19 protein-coding genes are annotated in these 19601 nt (G+C 69.4%); 11 read left to right on the top strand and 8 right to left on the bottom strand.

What is annotated here, in order from left to right; all coding sequences use genetic code 11:
• Positions 1-12: 12 nt before the first annotated feature.
• A complete protein-coding gene (locus FHR37_RS15005; protein WP_202818331.1) occupies positions 13-576 on the bottom strand; it encodes a phosphotransferase in 564 nt (187 codons plus the stop codon).
• Positions 577-906: 330 nt separating this feature from the next.
• Here FHR37_RS15005 and FHR37_RS15000 point away from each other — a divergent pair, with 330 nt between their 5' ends.
• Positions 907-1332 (top strand): NUDIX hydrolase, encoded by a 426-nt coding sequence (locus FHR37_RS15000; RefSeq protein WP_092887887.1) that lies wholly within the window; start codon positions 907-909, stop codon positions 1330-1332.
• A 67-nt stretch (positions 1333-1399) separates the two neighbouring features.
• On the opposite strand, the gene FHR37_RS14995 is transcribed toward FHR37_RS15000, so the two are convergent.
• Together FHR37_RS14995 and FHR37_RS14990 are read right to left on the bottom strand one after the other, a co-directional pair.
• The gene (locus FHR37_RS14995) at positions 1400-1759 is read right to left on the bottom strand and encodes a hypothetical protein (protein WP_092887884.1); all 360 of its coding nucleotides are present in this window, start codon (positions 1757-1759) and stop codon (positions 1400-1402) included.
• A 30-nt stretch (positions 1760-1789) separates the two neighbouring features.
• Positions 1790-2281: an NUDIX domain-containing protein gene (locus tag FHR37_RS14990; RefSeq protein WP_237769044.1), complete on the bottom strand. Its 492-nt coding sequence runs from the start codon at positions 2279-2281 to the stop codon at positions 1790-1792.
• 167 nt (positions 2282-2448) lie between these two features.
• Here FHR37_RS14990 and FHR37_RS14985 point away from each other — a divergent pair, with 167 nt between their 5' ends.
• The 6 genes from FHR37_RS14985 (at position 2449) to FHR37_RS14960 (ending at position 8432) form a co-directional block, all read left to right on the top strand.
• Complete coding sequence (locus FHR37_RS14985) at positions 2449-3267, top strand: LLM class flavin-dependent oxidoreductase (protein WP_092887881.1); 819 nt, start codon at positions 2449-2451, stop codon at positions 3265-3267.
• Positions 3268-3370: 103 nt separating this feature from the next.
• Positions 3371-5170, top strand: coding sequence for an ABC transporter transmembrane domain-containing protein (locus FHR37_RS14980; RefSeq protein ID WP_092887878.1), 1800 nt, complete (start codon positions 3371-3373; stop codon positions 5168-5170).
• Positions 5167-6966, top strand: coding sequence for an ABC transporter ATP-binding protein (locus tag FHR37_RS14975; RefSeq protein WP_092887876.1), 1800 nt, complete (start codon positions 5167-5169; stop codon positions 6964-6966). The genes FHR37_RS14980 and FHR37_RS14975 overlap by 4 nt, the downstream gene beginning before the upstream one ends.
• Positions 6967-7330: 364 nt before the next feature.
• Positions 7331-7648, top strand: a complete 318-nt coding sequence (locus FHR37_RS14970) for an SRPBCC domain-containing protein (RefSeq protein ID WP_237769043.1) — start codon at positions 7331-7333, stop codon at positions 7646-7648.
• Entirely contained in the window at positions 7645-8007 is a 363-nt protein-coding gene (locus FHR37_RS14965; RefSeq protein ID WP_092887873.1) for an ArsR/SmtB family transcription factor, read from the top strand. Before FHR37_RS14970 ends, FHR37_RS14965 begins: the two co-directional genes overlap by 4 nt.
• 2 nt (positions 8008-8009) lie before the next feature.
• Positions 8010-8432 (top strand): VOC family protein, encoded by a 423-nt coding sequence (locus FHR37_RS14960; RefSeq protein WP_092888111.1) that lies wholly within the window; start codon positions 8010-8012, stop codon positions 8430-8432.
• A gap of 215 nt (positions 8433-8647) precedes the next feature.
• Here FHR37_RS14960 and FHR37_RS33135 read toward each other — a convergent pair whose 3' ends face one another.
• Positions 8648-9364: a helix-turn-helix domain-containing protein gene (locus FHR37_RS33135; RefSeq protein ID WP_092887870.1), complete on the bottom strand. Its 717-nt coding sequence runs from the start codon at positions 9362-9364 to the stop codon at positions 8648-8650.
• A gap of 105 nt (positions 9365-9469) precedes the next feature.
• Here FHR37_RS33135 and FHR37_RS14950 point away from each other — a divergent pair, with 105 nt between their 5' ends.
• A complete protein-coding gene (locus FHR37_RS14950; RefSeq protein WP_092887868.1) occupies positions 9470-10231 on the top strand; it encodes a phytanoyl-CoA dioxygenase family protein in 762 nt (253 codons plus the stop codon).
• A 65-nt stretch (positions 10232-10296) separates the two neighbouring features.
• Here FHR37_RS14950 and asnB read toward each other — a convergent pair whose 3' ends face one another.
• The 3 genes from asnB to FHR37_RS14935 form a co-directional block, all read right to left on the bottom strand.
• On the bottom strand, positions 10297-12210 hold the full coding sequence (asnB, locus tag FHR37_RS14945) for an asparagine synthase (glutamine-hydrolyzing) (protein ID WP_092887865.1): 1914 nt from the start codon (positions 12208-12210) through the stop codon (positions 10297-10299).
• A 206-nt stretch (positions 12211-12416) separates the two neighbouring features.
• The gene (locus tag FHR37_RS14940) at positions 12417-14600 is read right to left on the bottom strand and encodes a phosphocholine-specific phospholipase C (protein ID WP_092887862.1); all 2184 of its coding nucleotides are present in this window, start codon (positions 14598-14600) and stop codon (positions 12417-12419) included.
• A 126-nt stretch (positions 14601-14726) separates the two neighbouring features.
• The gene (locus FHR37_RS14935; RefSeq protein ID WP_092887859.1) at positions 14727-15374 is read right to left on the bottom strand and encodes a GntR family transcriptional regulator; all 648 of its coding nucleotides are present in this window, start codon (positions 15372-15374) and stop codon (positions 14727-14729) included.
• Positions 15375-15506: 132 nt separating this feature from the next.
• Here FHR37_RS14935 and FHR37_RS14930 point away from each other — a divergent pair, with 132 nt between their 5' ends.
• The 3 genes from FHR37_RS14930 to FHR37_RS14920 are packed head-to-tail and all read left to right on the top strand — an operon-like array spanning position 15507 to position 18639.
• The gene (locus FHR37_RS14930) at positions 15507-16742 is read left to right on the top strand and encodes an amidohydrolase (protein ID WP_092887856.1); all 1236 of its coding nucleotides are present in this window, start codon (positions 15507-15509) and stop codon (positions 16740-16742) included.
• A 5-nt stretch (positions 16743-16747) separates the two neighbouring features.
• Positions 16748-18094 (top strand): MFS transporter, encoded by a 1347-nt coding sequence (locus FHR37_RS14925; RefSeq protein ID WP_202818329.1) that lies wholly within the window; start codon positions 16748-16750, stop codon positions 18092-18094.
• A gap of 11 nt (positions 18095-18105) precedes the next feature.
• On the top strand, positions 18106-18639 hold the full coding sequence (locus FHR37_RS14920; RefSeq protein WP_092887850.1) for a DinB family protein: 534 nt from the start codon (positions 18106-18108) through the stop codon (positions 18637-18639).
• Between the two features lie 26 nt (positions 18640-18665).
• On the opposite strand, the gene FHR37_RS14915 is transcribed toward FHR37_RS14920, so the two are convergent.
• Positions 18666-19589 carry a TolB family protein gene (locus FHR37_RS14915; protein ID WP_092887847.1) on the bottom strand — a complete coding sequence of 308 codons (924 nt, stop codon included), beginning with the start codon at positions 19587-19589 and terminating at the stop codon, positions 18666-18668.
• Between the last annotated feature and the right edge of the window lie 12 nt (positions 19590-19601).

Raw genomic sequence — 19601 nt, 5'->3', positions numbered from 1 at the left:
CTGGCCTCGGCCCTAGCCGTCCCGGAGTGCGCGTTCAAGCTCCGCGCGATGTGTCGTCGTCCACTCGTGGTCGGCACGTCCGGACTCCACCGCGCCCAGTTCCCGCAGCAGTTGGTAGCCGGGGTGTCCGGCGTCGGCGAGGTCTGCGATTCCGCGCCAGGTCCCGTCGTGGCGGTCCAGGATGGTCGTGATCAGCTCTGAGCAGTCGGCGAGCCCGTAGGCGTCGCACATCAGCCGCATCAGCCTGCCCATCGCCCTTGGTTCAGGCCGGTCCGGTGCGAATCGCGCCGAGGGATAGGTCCAGCAGATGTCAGCCACATCGTGGATGCGGGGCCCGGGAGTCGAGTCGTCCCAGTCGATGAACGCCACCGGACGGTAGGTTCCGTTGCCGGTGTCGGCGAAGACGGTGTTGTTCGGGGTCAGGTCGTTGTGACAACGGGTCTCCTCGTCCTCCGCGAACGGCGTACCGGCGGTGAGGTCGTGGAACTCCCGTACGAGCCTGGCGATCCCGGCAAGGCTCTCGTCCGACCACACGCCAGGAGGGGCGACCAGGCGGTCGGCAGGCTGCCGGGTCAATCTGGGCAGGGGAACCCAGCCAGGAACGTAGCTCAGTATCTGACGGCCCTCGTCGTCCACGCCGAGGAAGCGAGGAGCACCTGTCCAGCCATGGTGTTCGAAGTGGTTCAGCAATGCCTGGGCTTCGTCAGGGCGCCCGGGAGGCCGTCGCCGAACCGTGTCGCCGACACGGACAACCTTGTTGATCCGGCCACCTGGTAGCTCGCTCACGAGTGCGGCTCCTTCCCGTGAGGCGAGACTTCCAGCGGACCAGGGTTCGCGCCACTCCATTTCCTGTCGGGAAACCACGCCGCTCGAATCCGGAACCGTGTTGCCTGGCAGGATGACGCCATGCAGAGCGTACGGGTCGGTGCGTATGGCGTGTGCATTGACGAGGGCCGGATCCTGCTGATCCGGTTTGCGGGTGGCGACCCGCGGTGGTCGTTGCCCGGAGGCGGGGTCGACTTCGGCGAACATCCGGTCGACGGCGTGGTCCGGGAGGTCGAGGAAGAGACCGGATACGCCGTGCGGGTCGGCAGCCTGCTCGGGGTGCGGTCCCACGTGTGGAGCAGCACCGCTACTCACCAGGTGTCCGTCCTGTACGAGGTGCACGTCGTCGGCGGGGAACTCCGACACGAGGTCGGCGGGTCGACGGAGGAGGCCGCCTGGATTTCCGTTGAGGCCCTGGAGACCTTGCCGCACACGGATGAGCTGCGTGCCGGACTCGACCTGTTCCACCAGCGGCCGGCTGACGGATGCTGTGTGAAACAGCCGTGACCGGACCCATGCGCCTGAGCCAGCGGCGCTGCTGAAGGCCAGACTCGTTGCCTGGAAGGGAAAACGCTCAGGTAGCGGTGTCTCGTTCGATGTAGTCCGGTTCGGGATCGACGCTGAACCGGACCGCATCGACGGTGGTCGCGCCGCTGAGCCACGCCTTCGCGATCCTGTGCCCGCCGTCCATCAGGCGGCCGTCCGCCGAAAGGATCACCGGGTACGTGAGATCAGCCTGCTGGATGCGGCCCGCATGGCGGGCGACCATGCGGCAGGTGACCGGACCACCGCCGAACCAGCAGTCCTGGTCGAACTCCTTGATGGCGTCGATCGGCACCGACTCGACCGGCAGGACGGCGGCCAGCTCCCACAGGCGTTCGGTCAGGTAGAAGGCTCGCCCTCCGGGTACGGTCCGCGAGTGTCGTTCAGGCATCGCACCATCATCGCGTAAGGGAGTCACCCACTAGGTCACCAGCTGACCGTCTTCCAGGTAGGCAACCGATCCGGTTTCTCGTGCGGCCACACACGCCGACACCCGCCTGGCCAGCAGCGGCGACAGCCGGACAGCCGCCTCCTGGGGAGAGCAGAACGCCCACCCGCGAAGTTCCTCCGCGGGTACGGATATCTCCGCGGCGACAGCGGGCGGCACCACGCCGCCGTCGAAGATCATCATCAGGCCCTCGGTCCGGCCCTCCTGCGGTGGTACCCAGTCGACGGCCAGGAGGCGGCCCAACGGCTGACTGAGATCGAGTTCCTCCTTCAGCTCGCGCCGCGCGGCTTCGTTCGGCGACTCGTCGGCCTCCACGACACCGCCAGGAACCTCCCAGTGATCCTTGTACGTGGGCTCCACGAGGAGGACGCGGCCGTCCGGATCCAGGAGCAACACGCCTGCTCCCATCCGCTTGCGGGGCAGGGTTCTCGCGTACTGCTCGGGTGAGGAGTCGGGAACGCTCATCCGCCGCACGCTACCTGGCTTCGTGCGAGCATGCCGCCGAGGAATTCTGGCACTCCTCCGATGAGTTTCGGTGGGCACGCCGGTCTTGGGTATGAGTTCGTCCGAGCAGAGTGACAGATCTTCGAAACACGGCCCCTCCCACGGTTGGTCCTGAAAGGACAAGAACGATGACTCATCCGACGACGCGCGGCGGCACCCGACCGTTCCGATTCGGGGTGGTCGCCCCAATCAGAACCGACCTGCCGACGTGGCGGGACCGGGTGCGCCGGATCGCCGCCAGCGGCTACTCGACGCTGCTGATGCCAGACGTCCCGCGATGGCAGCCGGCGCCCGGGCCCACCCTGGCCGTCGCGGCCGGCCTTGCCGACCTGCGGGTGGGCACCTGGGTGTATGCCTCCGCGCTGCGGCAGAGTTTCCACACGGCGTGGGAGGCGCACTCGCTGTCGGTGCTCACCGAGGGGCGGTTCGAGATGGGCATCGGCGTCGGCAGGCCCGGCATCGAGGACCTGGGACTGCCCGTCGTCCCGCCGAGAGAGCGGCTGGCCCAGGTGCGTGACACCATCACGACGCTGCGAGATCTCGACGGCCCCGACCTGCACACACCTGTGGTGATGGCCGTACGCGGATCGAAGGCCCAGGCACTGGCGGCCGAGGTCGCGGACACGGTCACGTTCGCACTGATGCCAGGGGACGACCGGGCCGAGATCACCCGGCTCGTACGCGACTTCCGCCCCGAACGAGACGTCGAACTCTCCCAGCACGTGGCGGTGATCGGCGACAACGTCGCACCGTTCATGGCGCCGCCCGGCACCGACCCTGCCTCGCTTCACGCGGCGGACTCCCTGGCGGCACTCCCGAGCGACCCTGCCGCGGCGGCCGAGGAGATCCAGCGTCGGCGGGAGGAGATCGGCTTCTCCTACTTCGTCTTCGGTGCCGACTTCGCCGAGACCCTCGCTCCCGTCGTAGCCAAGCTGGCCGGCCAGTAGGTCGTGGCCCAGACCGGGGGGCGTGCGAGGAGCCGTGTTCTTGGGATCATGACCGCATGTCGTTCACGTCAGGGTCGCAGGTTGATGCCGCGGTGCCGGGCCTATGAGCCGTCCGTACGTGGAGCCGCGGGCGCGGGACGTCCGCAGCGCGCCCGCCTTCTTGTGGTGGCTCGTCCGCTGCCAGTCCGCGCGGGTCACGGCCGCGGTGATCCTGGGCACGCTGTGGATGGCCGGCATCACCCTTCCGCCCTACCTGATCGCGCGCGCCGTCGACGACGGCCTGCGTGCCCACGACAGGGGAGCCCTGCTGGGTTGGGTGAGCCTGCTGCTGCTCCTCGGGATCGCCATCGCGGTCACCGCCGTCCTGCGGCACCGCACCCTCACCCGGGTCCGCATGGACGGAGCGTTCCGTACGGTGCACGCGGTCATCTCCCGCTCCACCCGGCTCGGGGCGGCCCTGCCGGCCAGCGTGAGCGTCGGCGAGGTCGTCACCATCGGCATCATGGACGTGCTGACGATCAGCTCCAGCCTCACGTTCGTGGGGCCCGGGCTCGGCGCCGTCGTCGCGTACCTGATCGTGGCGGGTCTGCTCCTGTCGATCTCTCCCTTCCTGGCGTTCGTGATCCTGCTCGGCGCGCCGGTCGTCGCCGTCGCCGTCGGACCGCCCCTGGGACGCCTTGGCAGGGCAAGCACCGACTACCGGTTCAAGCAGAGCCTGGTCACCGCGGACATGGTGGACATCATCGAAGGGCTGCGGGTGCTCAACGGCATCGGCGGCAAGGAACGGTACGCAGCGAGGTTCCACCGTTCGTCCCAGCGGCTGCGGACCGAGGGGTACCGCGTGGGGGCGGTGTCGAGCTGGATACCGGCGATCGCGACCGGACTGCCGGTGCTCTTCCTGGCGGTCGTGACCTGGCTCGGGGCGCGGATGACCGCGGAAGGCAGCCTGACCGTCGGTGAGCTCGTCGCCGTCTACGGCTACGTCGCGGTGCTCGTGACGCCGGTCAACCAGCTGATCGAGGACGGGGCGAACCTCGCCCAGAGCGTCGTGGCCTCGCGACGCGTCATCGCACTCTGGGAGATTCCCGAGGCGGCACACTCCGTTTCGGCCGCCGGCTCGGGGTCGACGGCGCCGGTTGGCCCTGCCGATCTGTACGACCCCGAGTCCGGCGTCCTCCTGCCCGCCGGCCGGTTCACGGCTGTGGTCGGCGCGGGAGCGGCCGCGGTGCTGGACCGCTTCGGACGGCTCGCTCCGTCGGAGGTGACCTGGGGGGATCGGCCGCTGTCGGCCGTCGACCTGCAGGAGGTACGCACGCGGATCGTGGTCGCCGACAACGAGGCGGACATCTTTCCCGGGACCCTTCGGGAGATCCTGCGCGGACGAGGTGCCGACGACGACGTCGACGACGCCGACGACGCCGACGACGCCGACGACGCCGACGACGCCGACATCGCCCGGGCGCTGCACACGGCCGTCGCGCAAGACGTCGTTGACGCGCTGCCCGAGGGGCTGTCCACGACGATCGGCGCCCAGGCACGCGACCTGTCCGGCGGTCAGCGCCAGCGGATCCGGCTGGCGCGCGCACTGCTGGCCGAGCCCGACGTCCTGCTCGCGGTCGAGCCCACGTCGGCTGTCGACGCACACACCGAACTCGCCATCGCCGTCCGGTTGAAGGCGGCGCGTGCGGGACGGACGACCGTGGTGGCCAGCACCTCGCCGGTACTCCTGACCGAGGCCGATCAGGTCGTCTTCCTCGTCGGCAACCGGATGCACGACCGCGGCAGCCACCAGGAGCTGATGGCGCGGCAACCGGCCTACCGCGAACTGGTGGCCCGCACCGAGGGCGAAGCCGAGGACGAGGCGGCCGCGCCGGTCCGTGCCGGTGGCGAGGTGACGACATGACGGCGTCCGTCGTACCCGCGACCACGGACGCGGGCCACCTGCCGGTCGCGACGGCCGCGGCGGTACGGCGTTCCACGGTGTCCCTCGTACGCCGGGAACCCCTGGCGTTCGGCCTCGTCGTCGGGCTCAACGTGCTGGCGACGTCGGCCGGACTCGCCGGGCCCTTCCTGCTGGGGCGCATCGTCAACAGCGTCGGGCGTGGCGCCGATGTCGCCGGGATCGACCGGCTGGCCGCGCTCATCGTGGTCTTCGCCGCACTGCAGTTCGTGCTCACCCGCTACGCCCGGCTGATCGCCGTACGTCTCGGCGAACGGCTGTCCGCCCACATCCGCGAGCAGTTCCTCGAACGGGTCCTGACGCTTCCGGCTCGGATCGTGGAGAAGGCGTCCCTGGGCGATCTTTCGGCCCGCGCCGGCGGCGACGTCTCCGCGGTGTCCGCCACCATGCGCATGGCCATCCCCGACGTGTTCATCGCCGTGATCCAGACGCTGATGATCCTGGTCGCCGTCGCCGTCGTGAGCCCGCTGCTGGGACTGTGCAGCGTGATCGGACTGTCGGGGATCTGGTTCGCGGCCCGGTGGTACCTGCGCCGGGCCCGATCGGCCTATCTGAGCATGGGTGCGGCGAACTCCACGATGGCCGAGGTCCTGGCGACGACGGCGGCCGGCGCCCGAACCGTCGAGGCCCTCTCGCTGCAGCGGGAACGACTGCACGCCAGCCTGGCAGCCATCGAGCGGGCTCGTGGGACCCGGCTGCGGGCCCTGCGCCTGCGCACCGTTCTGTACTCGATCGTCGACGTCTCCTACGTGCTCCCGCTCGTCGGCGCCCTGCTCGTCGGCGGCGTCCTCTACGAGCGCGGGGCGGTCAGCCTCGGCTCGATCGTCGCCGTCGCCCTGTACCTGCGCCAGCTCCAGGGCCCGATCGACGTCCTCGAGATCTGGATCGACCAGTTGCAGAGCAGCGCCGCGTCCTTCGCCCGCCTGGAAGGCGTCGCGGACCTGGCCGCGCCCCAGGACGGAGCGCCGCCGGAGCCCGCCCACGACCGCGTCGAGATCAGGGGAGTCCGCTTCGCCTACGACGGGCGGCCGGACGTCCTGCACGGCATCGACCTCGACCTGAGGCCCGGGGAAAGGCTCGCCGTCGTCGGCGCCTCGGGGGCCGGGAAGTCCACCGTCGCGCGCCTCGTGGCCGGCATCGACGAACCGAGGACCGGTTCGGTCACGGTCGGCGGCGTACCTGTGTCACAGCTGTCGGTGGCGCAGCTGCGCCGGCAGATCGTGCTCGTCACCCAGGACCATCATGTGTTCAGGGGAACCATCCGCGACAACCTGCGAATAGCGAGCGTCGCGTCCGGCGACGCGGAACTCCGCGCCGCCCTGGAGGCGGTCGGAGCCACGTGGTTCCACGACCTTCCCGACGGCCTGGACACCGAACTGGGCTCGGAGCTGGTCCGCCTGGACGCAGGGCAGGCGCAGCAGCTGTCCCTGGCCCGCGTCGTACTCGCCGACCCCCACACGGTGATCCTCGACGAGGCGACCGCCATGCTCGACCCGACGACCGCACGGCGCGCCGAACGGGCCTTGTCCGCGGTGCTGTCCGGACGCTCCGTACTGGCCATCGCGCACCGTCTGCACACCGCTCACGACGCCGACCGGGTAGCGGTCATGGACAGTGGCCGGATCATCGAGATCGGCACCCACGGCGAACTCATCGAGCAGGGCGGCACCTACGCCGCCTTGTGGTCCACCTGGCACGGCACCCCCAGGGCTGAGCCACGTGTCGACGCCTCGGGCTGACGACCGGAGATTACGGGTCGCCGTTACGACCGGAGACACGTTTTCTGGGTGGACCTCGCCGCGGCCGGACCTGCAAACGACCTCTCGTCGAACGTCCGGCGATAGCCACCGTCAATCGTGTGATGCGACACTCGCACGCCTGTCCTGCAACCAAAGGTTGCGCGATCTGCCCCGGTGGAGCTACGGTGCAACCAACGGTTGCAGGACGGGGAGGGTGGCCATGGAGTTCGGCAGCATCGAACGCGAGATCCACATCGATGCCACTCCCGAGGTGGTGTACGCGGTGATCACGCGGCCCGAGCACATCGCGCAGTAGTGGGGCTTCGACGCGTCCTTCCCGCCCACGGGAAGTGGCGAGGGACGGATGACCAGGCTCCGGCGGGACGGGACCGGCACCCTCACTGTGCCGATCCAGGTGGTCGAGGCCGACGAGCCGCGGCGGTTCGTGTTCCGCTGGGCTCACCCTGAGGGCCAGCCGGCGACGACCCACAACTCGTTCCTGGTGACGTTCGACCTGGCGCCTGCCGAGGGCGGGACCCTGTTACGCCTCACCGAGGCCGGGTTCCGGGAGATCGGCTGGGAGGCAGCTCAGCTCGAGGCGCACTACCGCAGCCACAGCGCCGGCTGGGACCAGCACCTGCCGAACCTCGCGGCGTATGCGTCCGGACTGGTGCGGTCGTGACCGCGGGTGTCGACGACGAGCTGTGGGCGGCCATCGGTGACCCCACCCGGCGCCGGCTGCTGGATCTGCTGCTCGCCGACGGGTCCGGCACGGCGACGAGCCTGAGCGGCCACCTGCCGGTGACGCGGCAGGCCGTCGCGAAACATCTCGGCGTCCTGGAACGCGCCGCGCTCGTCCTGCCCCGAAAGGATGGTCGCGAGGTGCGCTACGTCGTCGACGAGGTGCAGTTCTCCCGCGCCGTCGAGCAACTGACATCCGTCGGCGCCGCATGGGACGCGCGCCTGCGTCGCATCAAGACGATCGCCGAGTCGATCCAGGCGGGGCGACCGGCAAACCGAACGGACAGGGGAAGCGCGTGACCGTGAACAACGTGGTCTTCGGAAACCACTCGGCACTTCGAGTACGCCGGGCTGAGCGAGACCGAATCCGCCGTTTCTACCGTGACGTCCTCGGCTGCGAAGTCGGTAGAGAGTTCGACGACAAGGACGATATTCGGGTGGGGGACGACTTCTGGATCTCGTTCCTCTACGAACGCGGCAACGCGCGGGAGGTGGACGAAGGTGTCACCTACGCCTCCGAGGACGCCCTGAGCGACGACGACTTCCTGAAGGCGATCTTCCTGGAACTGAAGGCAGACGACGTCGACGAGATGCGGAGGAAGATCGTCGACTTCGGCGTGAGGGTGCTCGAGGTCCCGGATCCGCATCTGTACTTCCAGGCTCCTGGAGGCCAGGTGTTTCGGCTCGTGGGTACGACCGAGGACCTATCCAGGTACGAGGGATAACTGTGGAAGCTGGCCGTTCTACTCGTCGTGATGTGCGGCGGTGGTGGCTCACGCGATGAGGGAACCCGCGGCGGCCATCGAGCAGGGCGGCACCTACGCCGCGTTGTGGTCCACCTGGCACGGCACCCCCGGGGCTGAGCCACGTGTCGAGGCGCCGGGCTGACGGCTTGGCCAGGATGCCGGCCGGTCTGGTGAACCTGCTGACCCGCCCTTCACTACTCGGCTTCGCCTGCGGAGCCATCCAACTCCCCGCTCGGTGACTGGGTTTGCCCTGATGGACGGAAGTCCCTGCGATAGCGGGATGGACTCAGGCCGAAGGAAGCATGGAATCGGCGGCTGGCGTGGCTGGGGTCGTGCCAGCCGACCATCGCACCGATTGCGGCGATCGGGAGATCGGTCTCGATCAACAGTCCCGCGGCTCGTTCGGCCCGGAGCTTGTTGAGGTATGCCATCGGGGACACTCCCGCCGTACGCCCGAACAGGCGGACCAGATAGCCGGGGGCGACGTTCACCTCGCCGGCCAGCCGGGTCAGCGTCCATGGTTCGCCGGCACCTGCCTCCAGCAACCGCATGGCGTGCTGGACGGCGGGGTGCGCGTGATCGGGTGGGTGCGGGGTTTCGCTGTGGATCAGCGCCTCGGACAGGAAGCCCAGGATGTTCGCACCGAGGTAGGCGTTGCGGACCACGAGGCCGTCGCACCTGGCGTACCCGTGCCACTGGCCGGGCCGGAGGACGACCACCGAGTCACGCTGGAGCGGCGTCTCGCCAGTGGCCGAGAGATGGGTGCCGTGCCCGTCGAGCACGACCACGATCTCGAAGAACGCATGACTGTGGGGTGCGACGTCGGCGACCACCTCGATCTGTTCACCGGCGATCGGGAGGCGCTGGTCGGGGAACACCTCATGGCTGAAGATCTTGTGCACGATGGCCACCGAAGGTCAAGATCAGTCAAGTACGTGTCAACTGTTGCCTGTCGCCGGACGCCGATCCAGGTGAAGCTGGAAGTCCAACCTCGCAACGGATTCTGGAGCCGGCGCATGACAACCACCGAGCCTACGACAGCTCTCGCCCTGGATGAAGAGACCATTTCGGCCTATCGACGTGACGGCGTGGTCCGGATCCGGAACATCGTCAGCGCCGCGGAGGCAGCGCGGTTTCGGGACGCGGCCGCGGAGGTGTACCGGACCGCCTCGGACGAAGCGAACAGATCGGTGATCTTCAAGCAGTACGTCAACGTCTGGCGACACGACGACGTACTCCGTGAGCTCACCCTCGACGCCCGGTTGGCGGCGGCGGCGACCGCACTGGCCGGGGTGCCGCTGCGGCTCTGGCACGACCATCTACTGATCAAGCCGCCGCACAACGGCGCGGCCACCGAGTTCCACCAGGACGCGCCGTACTGGCCGCACAGCGGTTCGCGGGCGTCGTTGTCGGCCTGGGTGGCGCTGGTGGACGTACCGGCCGAGCGCGGCTGCATGACGTTCATCCCGGGTTCGCACGACCAGACCAACCTGCGGCCGCAGGACCTGGCCGATCGGGACGACCTGTTCCGCGAGGCGCCGGATCTGCGCTGGGAGAAGCGGCTGACGATCCCGCTGCGAGCCGGCGACTGTACGTTCCACAACGCCTACCTCGCCCATTCCGCGACGCCGAACCTCACCGACGACCCCCGCATCGCCCACGTCGCGATCTACGTGGACGCCGGTACGACGTACACCGGCGCACCGCACGTGGTCACCGACGGACTCGGCCTGCCCGTCGGCGAACCACTCGACCACGAACTGTTCCCACTCGTGTGAGCATCTCGTGGTGCGCCTTCCGGTGCCAAGGCGTGGTTGACGCCGCACGACCGACGTCCGCCGCGCTACGGCACGAGTGCGCTCGGCTCGGCCGCACCCGCACCGGTCTGCAATGGGGCCGGGTCGCCATCGACGAACGTACGAAGCCAGAGCTCGACGTTGACCAGCCGCCAGAAGACCATCGTCTCCGAAGCACCCTTACCGGCCACGAAGTCGTCGAAGGCTTGCAGGACGGCCTCCTGCCGCCAGTACGGCCGGCTCCCGAACGACGGCGAGCTGAGGATCTCCCGCACACTCTCGTGGATCCGCAGGAACCACGCCTGCTCCGGCGTGGTGAACCCGATCTTGTTCCGCCGGCGGAGCACCTTGCCGGGCAGCAGCCCGGCCGTCGCGTCCCGAAGGGCCCGCTTGTTCCAGCCGGCGCCGATGATCGCCGAGTTGTCCAGCGGCCACAGCGCCCGCAGCAGGTCCATGTCGAGGAACGGCACCCGTCCCTCGACCGAGAAGCGCATGGTGTTGCGGTCCTCGTAACGCAGCAGGGCGGGCAGACTCTGCCGGAACAGGTCGTCCTCCAGGCGCAGCTTCACGTCGTCGCGGACCACCCGCAGCGTCTGCCCGGTGTGTGCGGCCATGAAGTCGGGGTCGAGCAGGTCCGTGACGGGAGTCCTGGTCCGGCGCCGCAGCGAGTCCTTGACCCGGAACCGCCCCAGTCGCCACAACACGTCCGAGAAGCGGAGGAGTTCGCGGGCGGCCCGGCGGTTCCCGGCCGTCCGCCGGAGCTCTCGGAGGTGGACGAGCACGTACGGCGCGTAGCCGGCGAGCAACTCGTCCGCGCCCTGCCCGTCCAGCATCACCGTCACGTGCCGGCTCGCCGAGCGCATCACGCAGTACTGCGCGTACGGCCCGGTGGAGATCACGGGTTCCTGTTGCGTACGAACGAAGTCGGTGAGCTCGGCCACCAGCCCCTCGGGTTCGGGATGCACCTTGTGCACCCGCAGCCGATCCGAACAACGAGCGGCAACCGCGTCGACGTAGCGTTCCTCGTCGTTGATCTGGCCCGGGAAGACCGCAGAGAACGTCTGCTGGCGTGGGCCGAGCGAGCCCGCGTCAACGTCGGATTGCCCGAGCAGCCGATCCAGGCTGGCCACGATGGTGGAGGAGTCCAGGCCGCCGGACAGCGCCGTTCCCACGGGTACGTCGCTGACCAGCCGGAGCCGGATCGCCGTGGTCAGGGCCTGGGTGAACCGCTCGCGCGCGGCCGCGTCGTACGGCTGCGACCGCGAGGCCAGGTCCCGCAGCTCGGTGTAGAAGTGGGTGTAGGGCTCGACCGTCGAGGTGCCGTCGGGTTCGATGATCGCCAGGTGACCTGGCGGCAGCCGGTGGATGCCGTCGAAGAAGGTCCGGTCGGTGTCGTCGTGCACACGATGGCGGAGGTAGCGGTAGACGGTCGTCTCGTCCGGGCACCGCGACAACCGGCCGGTCGCGAGCAGCGCACCGATCTCGCTGGCGAACAACGCCTCGCCGTCCGGCCCGGTGGCCAGGTGCAGCGGCTTGATGCCGAACTGGTCACGAGCCAGAACCACCCGGCCGGTGACAGTGTCGGCGACCGCGAGGGCGAACATGCCGTTGAACCTGTCGAACGCGGCCGTACCCCAGCGCTCGTAGGCGGCCAGCACCACCTCGGTGTCGGAGTCGGTGCGAAAGCTCCGTCCCGCCTCGGTCAGTTCGGTGCGCAGGTCCCGGTAGTTGTAGACCTCGCCGTTGTAGCTCAGGACGTACCGGCCGTCGGGGGAGACCATCGGCTGCGCGCCGCGGGCCCGGTCGATGATCGCCAGCCGCTGGTGGGCGAGGCCGAAGCCCGGCCCGGTGAAGGTGCCGTCCCCATCGGGGCCTCGATGCCGCTGTGCCCGGGCCATTGCCGTCAGGACAGGCGCCCCGGTCACCTCGTCCAGACCGACATACCCAGCGATGCCGCACACATGAGCTCCTCCCGCCGCACCGATCGAGGACTGCGACGTTATGGGTCTCACCTGTAAGTAGCCTGTACGCAGGCTGTGAAAGTTGGCTCGATGGCGAGGCGGGAGGCGTCTCGGTGGAGCACCTACGCGAAACTCATGGCTGGCACACAGGAAAGTTCGCCCCCCCCCGATCACCCCGATCACCCCGATCACCCGACGGATCGTGGTTACGAGCCTGGCTGAACGGCGGGCATCCGCTGCAGTTCGGTGGCCATCGCCGGGTCGCTCACTCCGTTCCTGCCGGTCTCGAGCCGGCCGGCGAACCGACGCTCGTAGCCGCCGCCCGCGAGGGTCGCCGTGAGGTCGTACCAGTTGCCGCTCCGGGCGACCGGCCACTGCCGTACTTCCGTCTTGCCGGGCGCGACCTGCAGCGTCCACGGTCCACCGATTTGGTAGGCGTTGGAGGTGACCGTGACGGAGACCGCCGAGTCCCCGGCGTTGTGAGCCGACAGCGACACCGCCCGCCGGGCCACCTCGTAGTTCAGGCGAAGGTCGAGCCCGGCAGGGTCGTCGTGGAGCGAGTTTCCGGTGAACGTGCGCAGGAAGCCGTTCGGACCGAAGACCTCCAGGTCGTACTCGCCCGAATCGGTGGCCGTGTCCCAGGTGTCCTCGAGCGCCTTGTGGGCCTCGACGGTGTAGCGGCGCGGGATGCGGTCCAGATGCGCCTTGTCGTACACGTGGAACACCGCGCCCTGGCTGCCCGTGTTGGCGAACGACAGCGTGACGGCGCCTGCGTCGATGCGTGCGGTGGTGTGGATCTCGTACGGCAGAGCACGGGAATAGCGCACTCCCCGCTCCTGGAACAACGGCTGCGGCGTCGCAGGTGCGGTCGGCGCGGGGAGGGTGCGCTGCCGCGCATCGGACTCGGCCCAGTTGCTCTGGTCGGGCAGGCTCGGAAACCTCGGTTCGTTGGGGTGACCGAAGTCGAGAGCGGAGGTGAGGTCACCGGCGATCGCACGATGCCAGCGGCTGATGGTGTTCAGCTCGATACCGAAGCGCTTCTCCAGGAACATCCCGACCGAGGTGTGGTCGAAGACCTGCGAGTCGACCCAGCCGCCCCTGCTCCACGGCGAGATGACGTACATCGGCACGCGAGGGCCCATGCCCCAGGGCCGGGTCGTGCCGCTGATGGTGTCGTCGGCAGCGAGGTACGAACGGTCGCCGTGGGAGAAGTACTCACCGGCCAGTGGTTGCGTCGACTTGCCGGCAAGGGAACCGTCGGCGTTGTACGACGGCACGGCGGGCGCCGGCGTGTGGTCGAACAGCCCGTCGTTCTCGTCGAACGTCAACAGGAAAACGGTTTTGCTCCAGACCTCCGGGTTGGACGTGAGGGCGTCCAGGACCTGTTCGGTGAAGTTGCCGCCGTGGGTCGGGCTCGAGCCGGCGCCGGGGTGTTCGGAGCTGGCCGCTGTCGGCAGCACCCAGCTCACCTGTGGAAGAGTGCCGTCCAGCACGTCCTGGCGCAGCTGCTCCAGGAAGTCGGGGCCGCCCGTCATGCCCCGCTCGTAGATCGGCGTGCCGGGGCGCGCGGTGCGGAAGCTCTCGAAGGACAGGCACCCGTGCATGGCGCCGGTCCAGTTGTCGTTCATGTCCTGGTAGATGCGCCAGCTGATCCCGGCGCGCTGCAGCACGTCGGGGATGGTGTCCCAGGTGAACGCGTTGCCGACGTACTTGTAGGTCTGCGGCCAGGCGTCCGGCACCCAGGTGCCGGTGATCCAGCTGCGCCGGTTGTTCGGCTCGCTCTGGTCGTCGTCGCAGTTGAAGCCCTGCGCGGCCAACTCGGGGTTGAAGTTCGAGCCCGACCAGAACGCGATGCGGTTGGGGTCGGTGCCGGTGGTGACCGAGCAGTGGTAGTCGTCGCAGATGGTGAAGGCGTCGGCAAGCGCGAACTGGAACGGGATGTCCTCGCGTTTGTAGTAGCCCATGGAGTACTGCGTCTTGTACTTCGGCCAGAAGCCCAGCTTGCCCTGGTTCCACGCGGCCTGCGCGTTGTTGAAGCTGTGCGGAGTCGAGGGGATGAGCAACGCGCTCATCGTCTCCGAGTCGAGGTGGTAGGGCGGGATGTCCTTCGTACCGTCGGACTGGAACCACACCGGCTTGCCGCTCTCCAGCGGGATCGTGATGCGATCACCGAAGCCGCGTACGCCGCGCATCGTGCCGAAGTAGTGGTTGAAGCCGCGGTTCTCCTGCATCAGGATGACGACGTGCTTGACGTCCTTGATGGTCCCGGTGTCCGCGGCGGCGGGGACGGCAAGCGCACGCTCGATGGACGCGGGCCACGCGGTCGCGACGGCTGCCGCGCCGAGAGTCGTTGCTGACCTGCGGAGGAAAGTACGACGGCTGACGGGCATCTGCGTTCCCCTTCGGCTCGGTAGATCGCTGCCGGAGAACGTATCGATCAATACTGAACGCCTCAAGATCATCGGGTGTCGTGCGGCCGACCGGCGGCTGGCCAACTGCGGCGCACGGCTCGGCCGTCAGGACTGGACGCGTCTCGGCTTACGCGCTCGGGCCATCGCCGAGCGGAGATGGCGGCGGGCCAGCGTGGCCGCGGCTTTCGCGTCGCCGGCCTCGATGGCGAGGTAGAGCTCGCGGTGCTCGTCGTACACCGGTTGCAGGTCGTCGTACTGGCCGAGCAGCCAGCGCATCCGGCCGGCCAGCGAGGCGGAGATCTCGGTGAGCAGCGAGTTGCCGCCGGCTTCGGTCATCGCCTCGTGGAAGTCGGCGGCGGCGCGCCGGGCGGCGGTCGCGTCCTCGCGAGCGGTCGCGCGGCCCTGCGTGTCCAGACACCGCTTCATGCGGCGTAGGGCGCCGGGGTCGCGGCGCTCGGCGGCACGGCGAACGGTCACCGGCTCGAGCGCGAGACGCACCTCGTTCAGCTCGTCGACGTCGCGGTCGGTGAAGGCCCGGACGGTCATCCAGGAGTTTCGCCGGGGGACGGCCAGGCCCTCGCCGGCCAGGGTGTGCAGTGCCTCTCGTACCGGAACGCGGCTGATGCCGAGCTCCGCCGCGAGGTCGCGTTCGACGAGGCGGGAACCCGGGGTGCGGATGCCGTCGACGATCTGTTCGCGCAGGACCCGCGCGGCTCGCGCCGACTCGCTCTCGTCCTCGATCCGGTCGCCCATCGCCGCATCGTATCGATGCCCGTCGGCCCCCGCGGTCGTCCGCAACCGGTCTGCCCCGGGTCTCGTCGGCTGCTCGGCCTCCACGCCGTCTGGTATACCATTTTCCGGACTTGATGTCAGAGGAGGCAGTAGGTGTCCCGGATCATCGTGCGCAACGTCCGCCCGTGGGGTGGAGCCGTCAGCGACATCCATGTCGACGACGGCACGATCGTGGCGGTCGAGCCGACGTCCGTTGCCGACGCCGTTGCCGGTGCCGGTGCCGGTGCCGGCACCGGTGCGAGCGTGGACCCGTACGGCCGTGGTGAGGTGGTCGACGGCCGGGGCCTGCTCGCGATCCCGTCGTTCGTCAACGCGCACGCCCACCTGGACAAGACCTGGTGGGGCAAACCCTGGGTGCCCTACGGCGGCGAGCCCGGCACGCAGGGCCGGATCGCGCACGAGCGCGCCCACCGCGCCGAAGTCGGCATCCCCGGCCCCGACAGCACGGCGGCCCAGGTGCGGGAGTTCGTCCGGACCGGCACGACGGCGTTCCGCAGCCACGTCGATGTCGACCTGGGCATCGGTCTGGACGGAATCCAGGTCGTACGCGAGGCTGTCGCGGCCGTCGATCCGGGCCTCACGCTGATGGTGGTGGCGTTCCCACAGGACGGCGTGCTGCGTCGTCCGGGCGTGCTCGACCTGCTCGACCGGGCGGCTACGGCGGGCGCCGATCTGGTCGGTGGGCTCGATCCCGCGTCGATCGACCGCGACCCGGTGGGCCAGCTCGACGCGCTGTTCGATCTCGCGGATCGGCGGGGCGTCGGCCTCGACATCCACCTGCACGACTCCGGGGAGCTGGGTGCGTTCGAGTTCGAGCTGATCGTCGAACGCACGAAGGCGACCGGGATGTCGGGGCGGGTCACCATCGCGCACGGGTTCGCCCTGGGCGATGTTCCGCCGGCCCGGCAGCGGGACCTGGTGGAGCAACTCGCCGGCGCCGGTGTCTCACTCACGACCGTCGCGCCGATCACGGCGCCCCCGCTGCCCCTCGACCAGCTCCGGACCGCAGGTGTGCCGGTGGGGCTCGGCACCGATGGGATCCGCGACCTGTGGGGCCCGTTCGGTGACGGCGACATGCTGCGGCTCGCGGGGACGCTGGCCCGGCTCGCCGGCTGGCGGTACGACGAGGACCTCCGCGCGGCAGTGGAGATCGCCACCAGTGCGGGCGCCGGGTTCGTCGGCCGGGCCGTGCACGATCTGAGGCCGGGCGCCCCGGCCGACATCGTTCTGCTCGACGCGGAGAACCTCGCGGACGCCGTGACCCGCGCGCCGGCCCGCGACACAGTGCTCGTCGGTGGACGGGTGGTCGTGGGCCCCGGCGCCCGATGAGCCCTATGAGCTCGCCTGGCTCGGGCCGGCCCTTCGCGCCCGGCACCCGGCTGTTCTCGTCGCTGGTGCGGTATCCGTCGTTTCGGCTGCTGTGGTTCTCGAACCTGTTCTTCTTCGGCGGTGCCTGGACACAGACCCTCATCCTCGGCTGGCTGGTCTACGACCGGACCGGCTCGGAGTTTCTGCTCGCGGTCTTCACCGCGGCCCGGCTGGCGCCGATGATGTTCGGCCCGATCAGTGGCGTGGTCTCCGATCGCTACCATCGGCCGCGGCTGCTGCTGGTCGCCGCGGCGTGGGCGTTCGTGGCTGTCGCGGTCGTGGCCGCGCTGGCGTCCAGCGGCCACCTGCCGTACTGGGGAATCGTCGTCGGCGGCCTGTGCATCGGACTCGCGCAGTCACCGTCGCAGCCGGCCCGGGCGACCCTGGTGATGGATCTTGTCGGGCGCGAGAACCTCAGCAACGCCAACGCGCTCAACTCCATCGTCATGAACATGACCCAGATCGTCGGCCCTGCCGCGGGCGGCGTGATGATCAGCGTGCTCGGAGTCCCGACGGCGCTGTGGATCTCGGCGCTGTGGTTTCTGCTGTCCTGGCTGCTGCTGTGGCCGCTGCGCAACGTGGGCTACGCCTCTTCGGCCGCGGCGACGGTGGTGCCTCGTGGGCCGGGGGAGTCGATCCGGGAGTCGCTCGTCGCCGGCTTGCGGGCCGTGGTGACGAACCGGCTCGCCGCGGCGGCGTTGCTCGTCACGCTCGCCGCCAACATCACGCTCTGGCCGATCTACCAGTCGTTCATGCCGGTCTTCGCGAGGGATCTGGGTCTGGACGCGACCGGGCTCGGCTGGCTGCTCACGTGCGGCGGGCTCGGCGGACTCGCCGGTTCGCTCGTGATCGCGGGCCTGGGTGACTTCCGGTTCAAGGGTGGCCTGTTCGTCGTCGGTACGGCGATCTGGGGTGTGCTGTGGATGGCCTTCGCGCTGACCCGATCGGTCCCGCTGTCGTTCGTACTGCTGGGCCTCGCCGGGGTGGCGAGTTCGGCGTTCGGCGTCCTGCAGACGACACTGCTGTTGATGATGACCGAGCCGGCGGTACGAGGTCGCGTACTCGGCCTGCAGGAGTTGACCATCGGCATCCTGCCGCTCGCCACGATGCTGCAGGGGACGGCCGCGGTGTTCTTCGGCGTACGGGCGACCTCGTTCGTGGGAGCACTGTCCCTGGTGGCGTTCCTGCTCGTGCTGGGCACACGCGTACCGGACCTGCTCCGTTACAGCGGTGCGGATCGCTCGGGCGCACCGCCTCCGGCCCAGCAGCTCACGACCGGTTCGGCCCGCGTCCCGGTCTACGACCGCGAGTAGGCTGGCGCGCCATGCCCTCGATCGACCTGCTGCTGAGCGAGTACGACCGTGCTCGCGCGTACACCGACGAACTCTGGCGTGATCTCGCCCTCGATGAGGTCACCTGGCGGCCCCACGAGAACTCCTCGGCGATCGGCTGGCACCTCGGCCACCAGGCCCACGTCGCCCACTTCATGGTGCGCAACCTGACCGCCGCCGAGCCCAGCCACGATCCCGCGCTCGACCCGATCATGGACTCCGCCAGTCCCGAGCCGGCTCGCGGAACGCTGCCGGACCTGAGGCGACTCGCCACCTTCCGGGAGAACGCCGCTCGCAGTGTGCACACCCGCATCGGCGACATCCGTGACGGCAACGTCGGAGCCCCGGCCCAGTTGGGGATGGTCGCGAAGGTCGTGCTGGCCGCGGTGATCAACCACGAGTACCAGCACAGCAAGTGGATCGGCGAGGTCCGCGCCCGCGACCTCGGCCACGACCTACCCGACCTGCCCACGTCGGATCTGCTGCTGGAACTCGACGGCTACCTGGTGTGCAACCTCGGCATCTGACTCCGAAACGGCCGGATCGCGCAGGCTCAGGGCTCGATCGGGTAGGCCATGAAGGCGATGTGGGTGCTGTCGGGTGACCAGCTGTTGACGTTCAACGATCCCTGGCCACCGAGCAGTGCGTAGCTCTGGACGGGCTGGTTCCAGTCGTCGGCCGACACCAGCCGGATCTCGACCGGCAGGTCGGCCGGGTGGCCGGTGGTGCCTGGCGGGAACGAGATGTAGGACGCCCAGCGGCCGTCGGGTGACAGGTGCGGGAACCAGTCGACGGTGGAACTGGTCGTGAGGCGCTGCAGCGGTCCGCCTCCGTCCGGGATGCGGGCGATCTGGGCGTGCCCGGGAGTGCTCGTGGTGAAGGTCTCGGTGTTGAAGTAGATCCAGCGTCCGTCGGGTGACCACTCGGGTCCGTCGAGGTGTCCGGGCCCGGTGTCGAGCACGGTGACGGTGTGGTCGGGGTGCAGGATCGCGAGCGCTCCCGGCCGGGTGAAGTCGTCGATCTGTACGTACGCCAGCCGGCGGCCGTCGGGAGACACGCCGTGGAGGAAGTGCCACTTGCCGTCGTCCGGGGTGAGCCGGGTGACCGGCCCACCGGCCAGCGGGCCGCGGTAGATGTGCGTGTCGCTCGCGGAGAGGTAGAGGTGCTCGCCGTCGGGGCTCAGGACGTGGTCGTTGTTGAGGCTGACCGGCGGTTCGAACACGATCCGGTCGAGTCCCCGCTCGGGGTGCTGGATGTCCAGCGTCCACGCGGCACCGTCTCCGTTGACCAGCAGGTGGCGGCCGTCGAGGGTCCAGTTCGGTGCCTCGATCAGGATCTCGTCGGTTTCGAACAACAGCCGCGGTGCGGGGAGGTCCGGCCCGGCGATCCACACCTGCGATCTCTGGCCGGCGCGGAGCGTGCGGTGACGGGACTTCTCCTGCTGCTCGCTGTCCGGCAGATCGGCGTGTGGTGTCATGGCGGTCCTTCG

Source organism: Actinopolymorpha cephalotaxi, from assembly GCF_013408535.1.
Classification (GTDB): Bacteria; Actinomycetota; Actinomycetes; order Propionibacteriales; family Actinopolymorphaceae; genus Actinopolymorpha; species Actinopolymorpha cephalotaxi.
The sequence above is the reverse complement of the archived record's forward strand: the minus strand, read 5'-3'. Positions and strand labels throughout refer to the sequence as shown.

Bases quoted from the DNA above. Each gene is read 5' to 3' on its own strand.
- FHR37_RS14925 (WP_202818329.1), top strand. From the start codon at position 16,748: ATGAGCTCGCCTGGCTCGGGCCGGCCCTTCGCGCCCGGCACCCGGCTG.
- FHR37_RS14915 (WP_092887847.1), bottom strand. From the start codon at position 19,589: ATGACACCACACGCCGATCTGCCGGACAGCGAGCAGCAGGAGAAGTCC.
- FHR37_RS14935 (WP_092887859.1), bottom strand. From the start codon at position 15,374: ATGGGCGACCGGATCGAGGACGAGAGCGAGTCGGCGCGAGCCGCGCGG.
- FHR37_RS14950 (WP_092887868.1), top strand. From the start codon at position 9,470: ATGACAACCACCGAGCCTACGACAGCTCTCGCCCTGGATGAAGAGACC.
- FHR37_RS15000 (WP_092887887.1), top strand. From the start codon at position 907: ATGCAGAGCGTACGGGTCGGTGCGTATGGCGTGTGCATTGACGAGGGC.
- FHR37_RS14975 (WP_092887876.1), top strand. From the start codon at position 5,167: ATGACGGCGTCCGTCGTACCCGCGACCACGGACGCGGGCCACCTGCCG.
- FHR37_RS14970 (WP_237769043.1), top strand. From the start codon at position 7,331: ATGACCAGGCTCCGGCGGGACGGGACCGGCACCCTCACTGTGCCGATC.
- FHR37_RS14980 (WP_092887878.1), top strand. From the start codon at position 3,371: ATGAGCCGTCCGTACGTGGAGCCGCGGGCGCGGGACGTCCGCAGCGCG.
- FHR37_RS14995 (WP_092887884.1), bottom strand. From the start codon at position 1,759: ATGCCTGAACGACACTCGCGGACCGTACCCGGAGGGCGAGCCTTCTAC.
- FHR37_RS14990 (WP_237769044.1), bottom strand. From the start codon at position 2,281: ATGAGCGTTCCCGACTCCTCACCCGAGCAGTACGCGAGAACCCTGCCC.
- FHR37_RS14920 (WP_092887850.1), top strand. From the start codon at position 18,106: ATGCCCTCGATCGACCTGCTGCTGAGCGAGTACGACCGTGCTCGCGCG.
- FHR37_RS14985 (WP_092887881.1), top strand. From the start codon at position 2,449: ATGACTCATCCGACGACGCGCGGCGGCACCCGACCGTTCCGATTCGGG.
- FHR37_RS14940 (WP_092887862.1), bottom strand. From the start codon at position 14,600: ATGCCCGTCAGCCGTCGTACTTTCCTCCGCAGGTCAGCAACGACTCTC.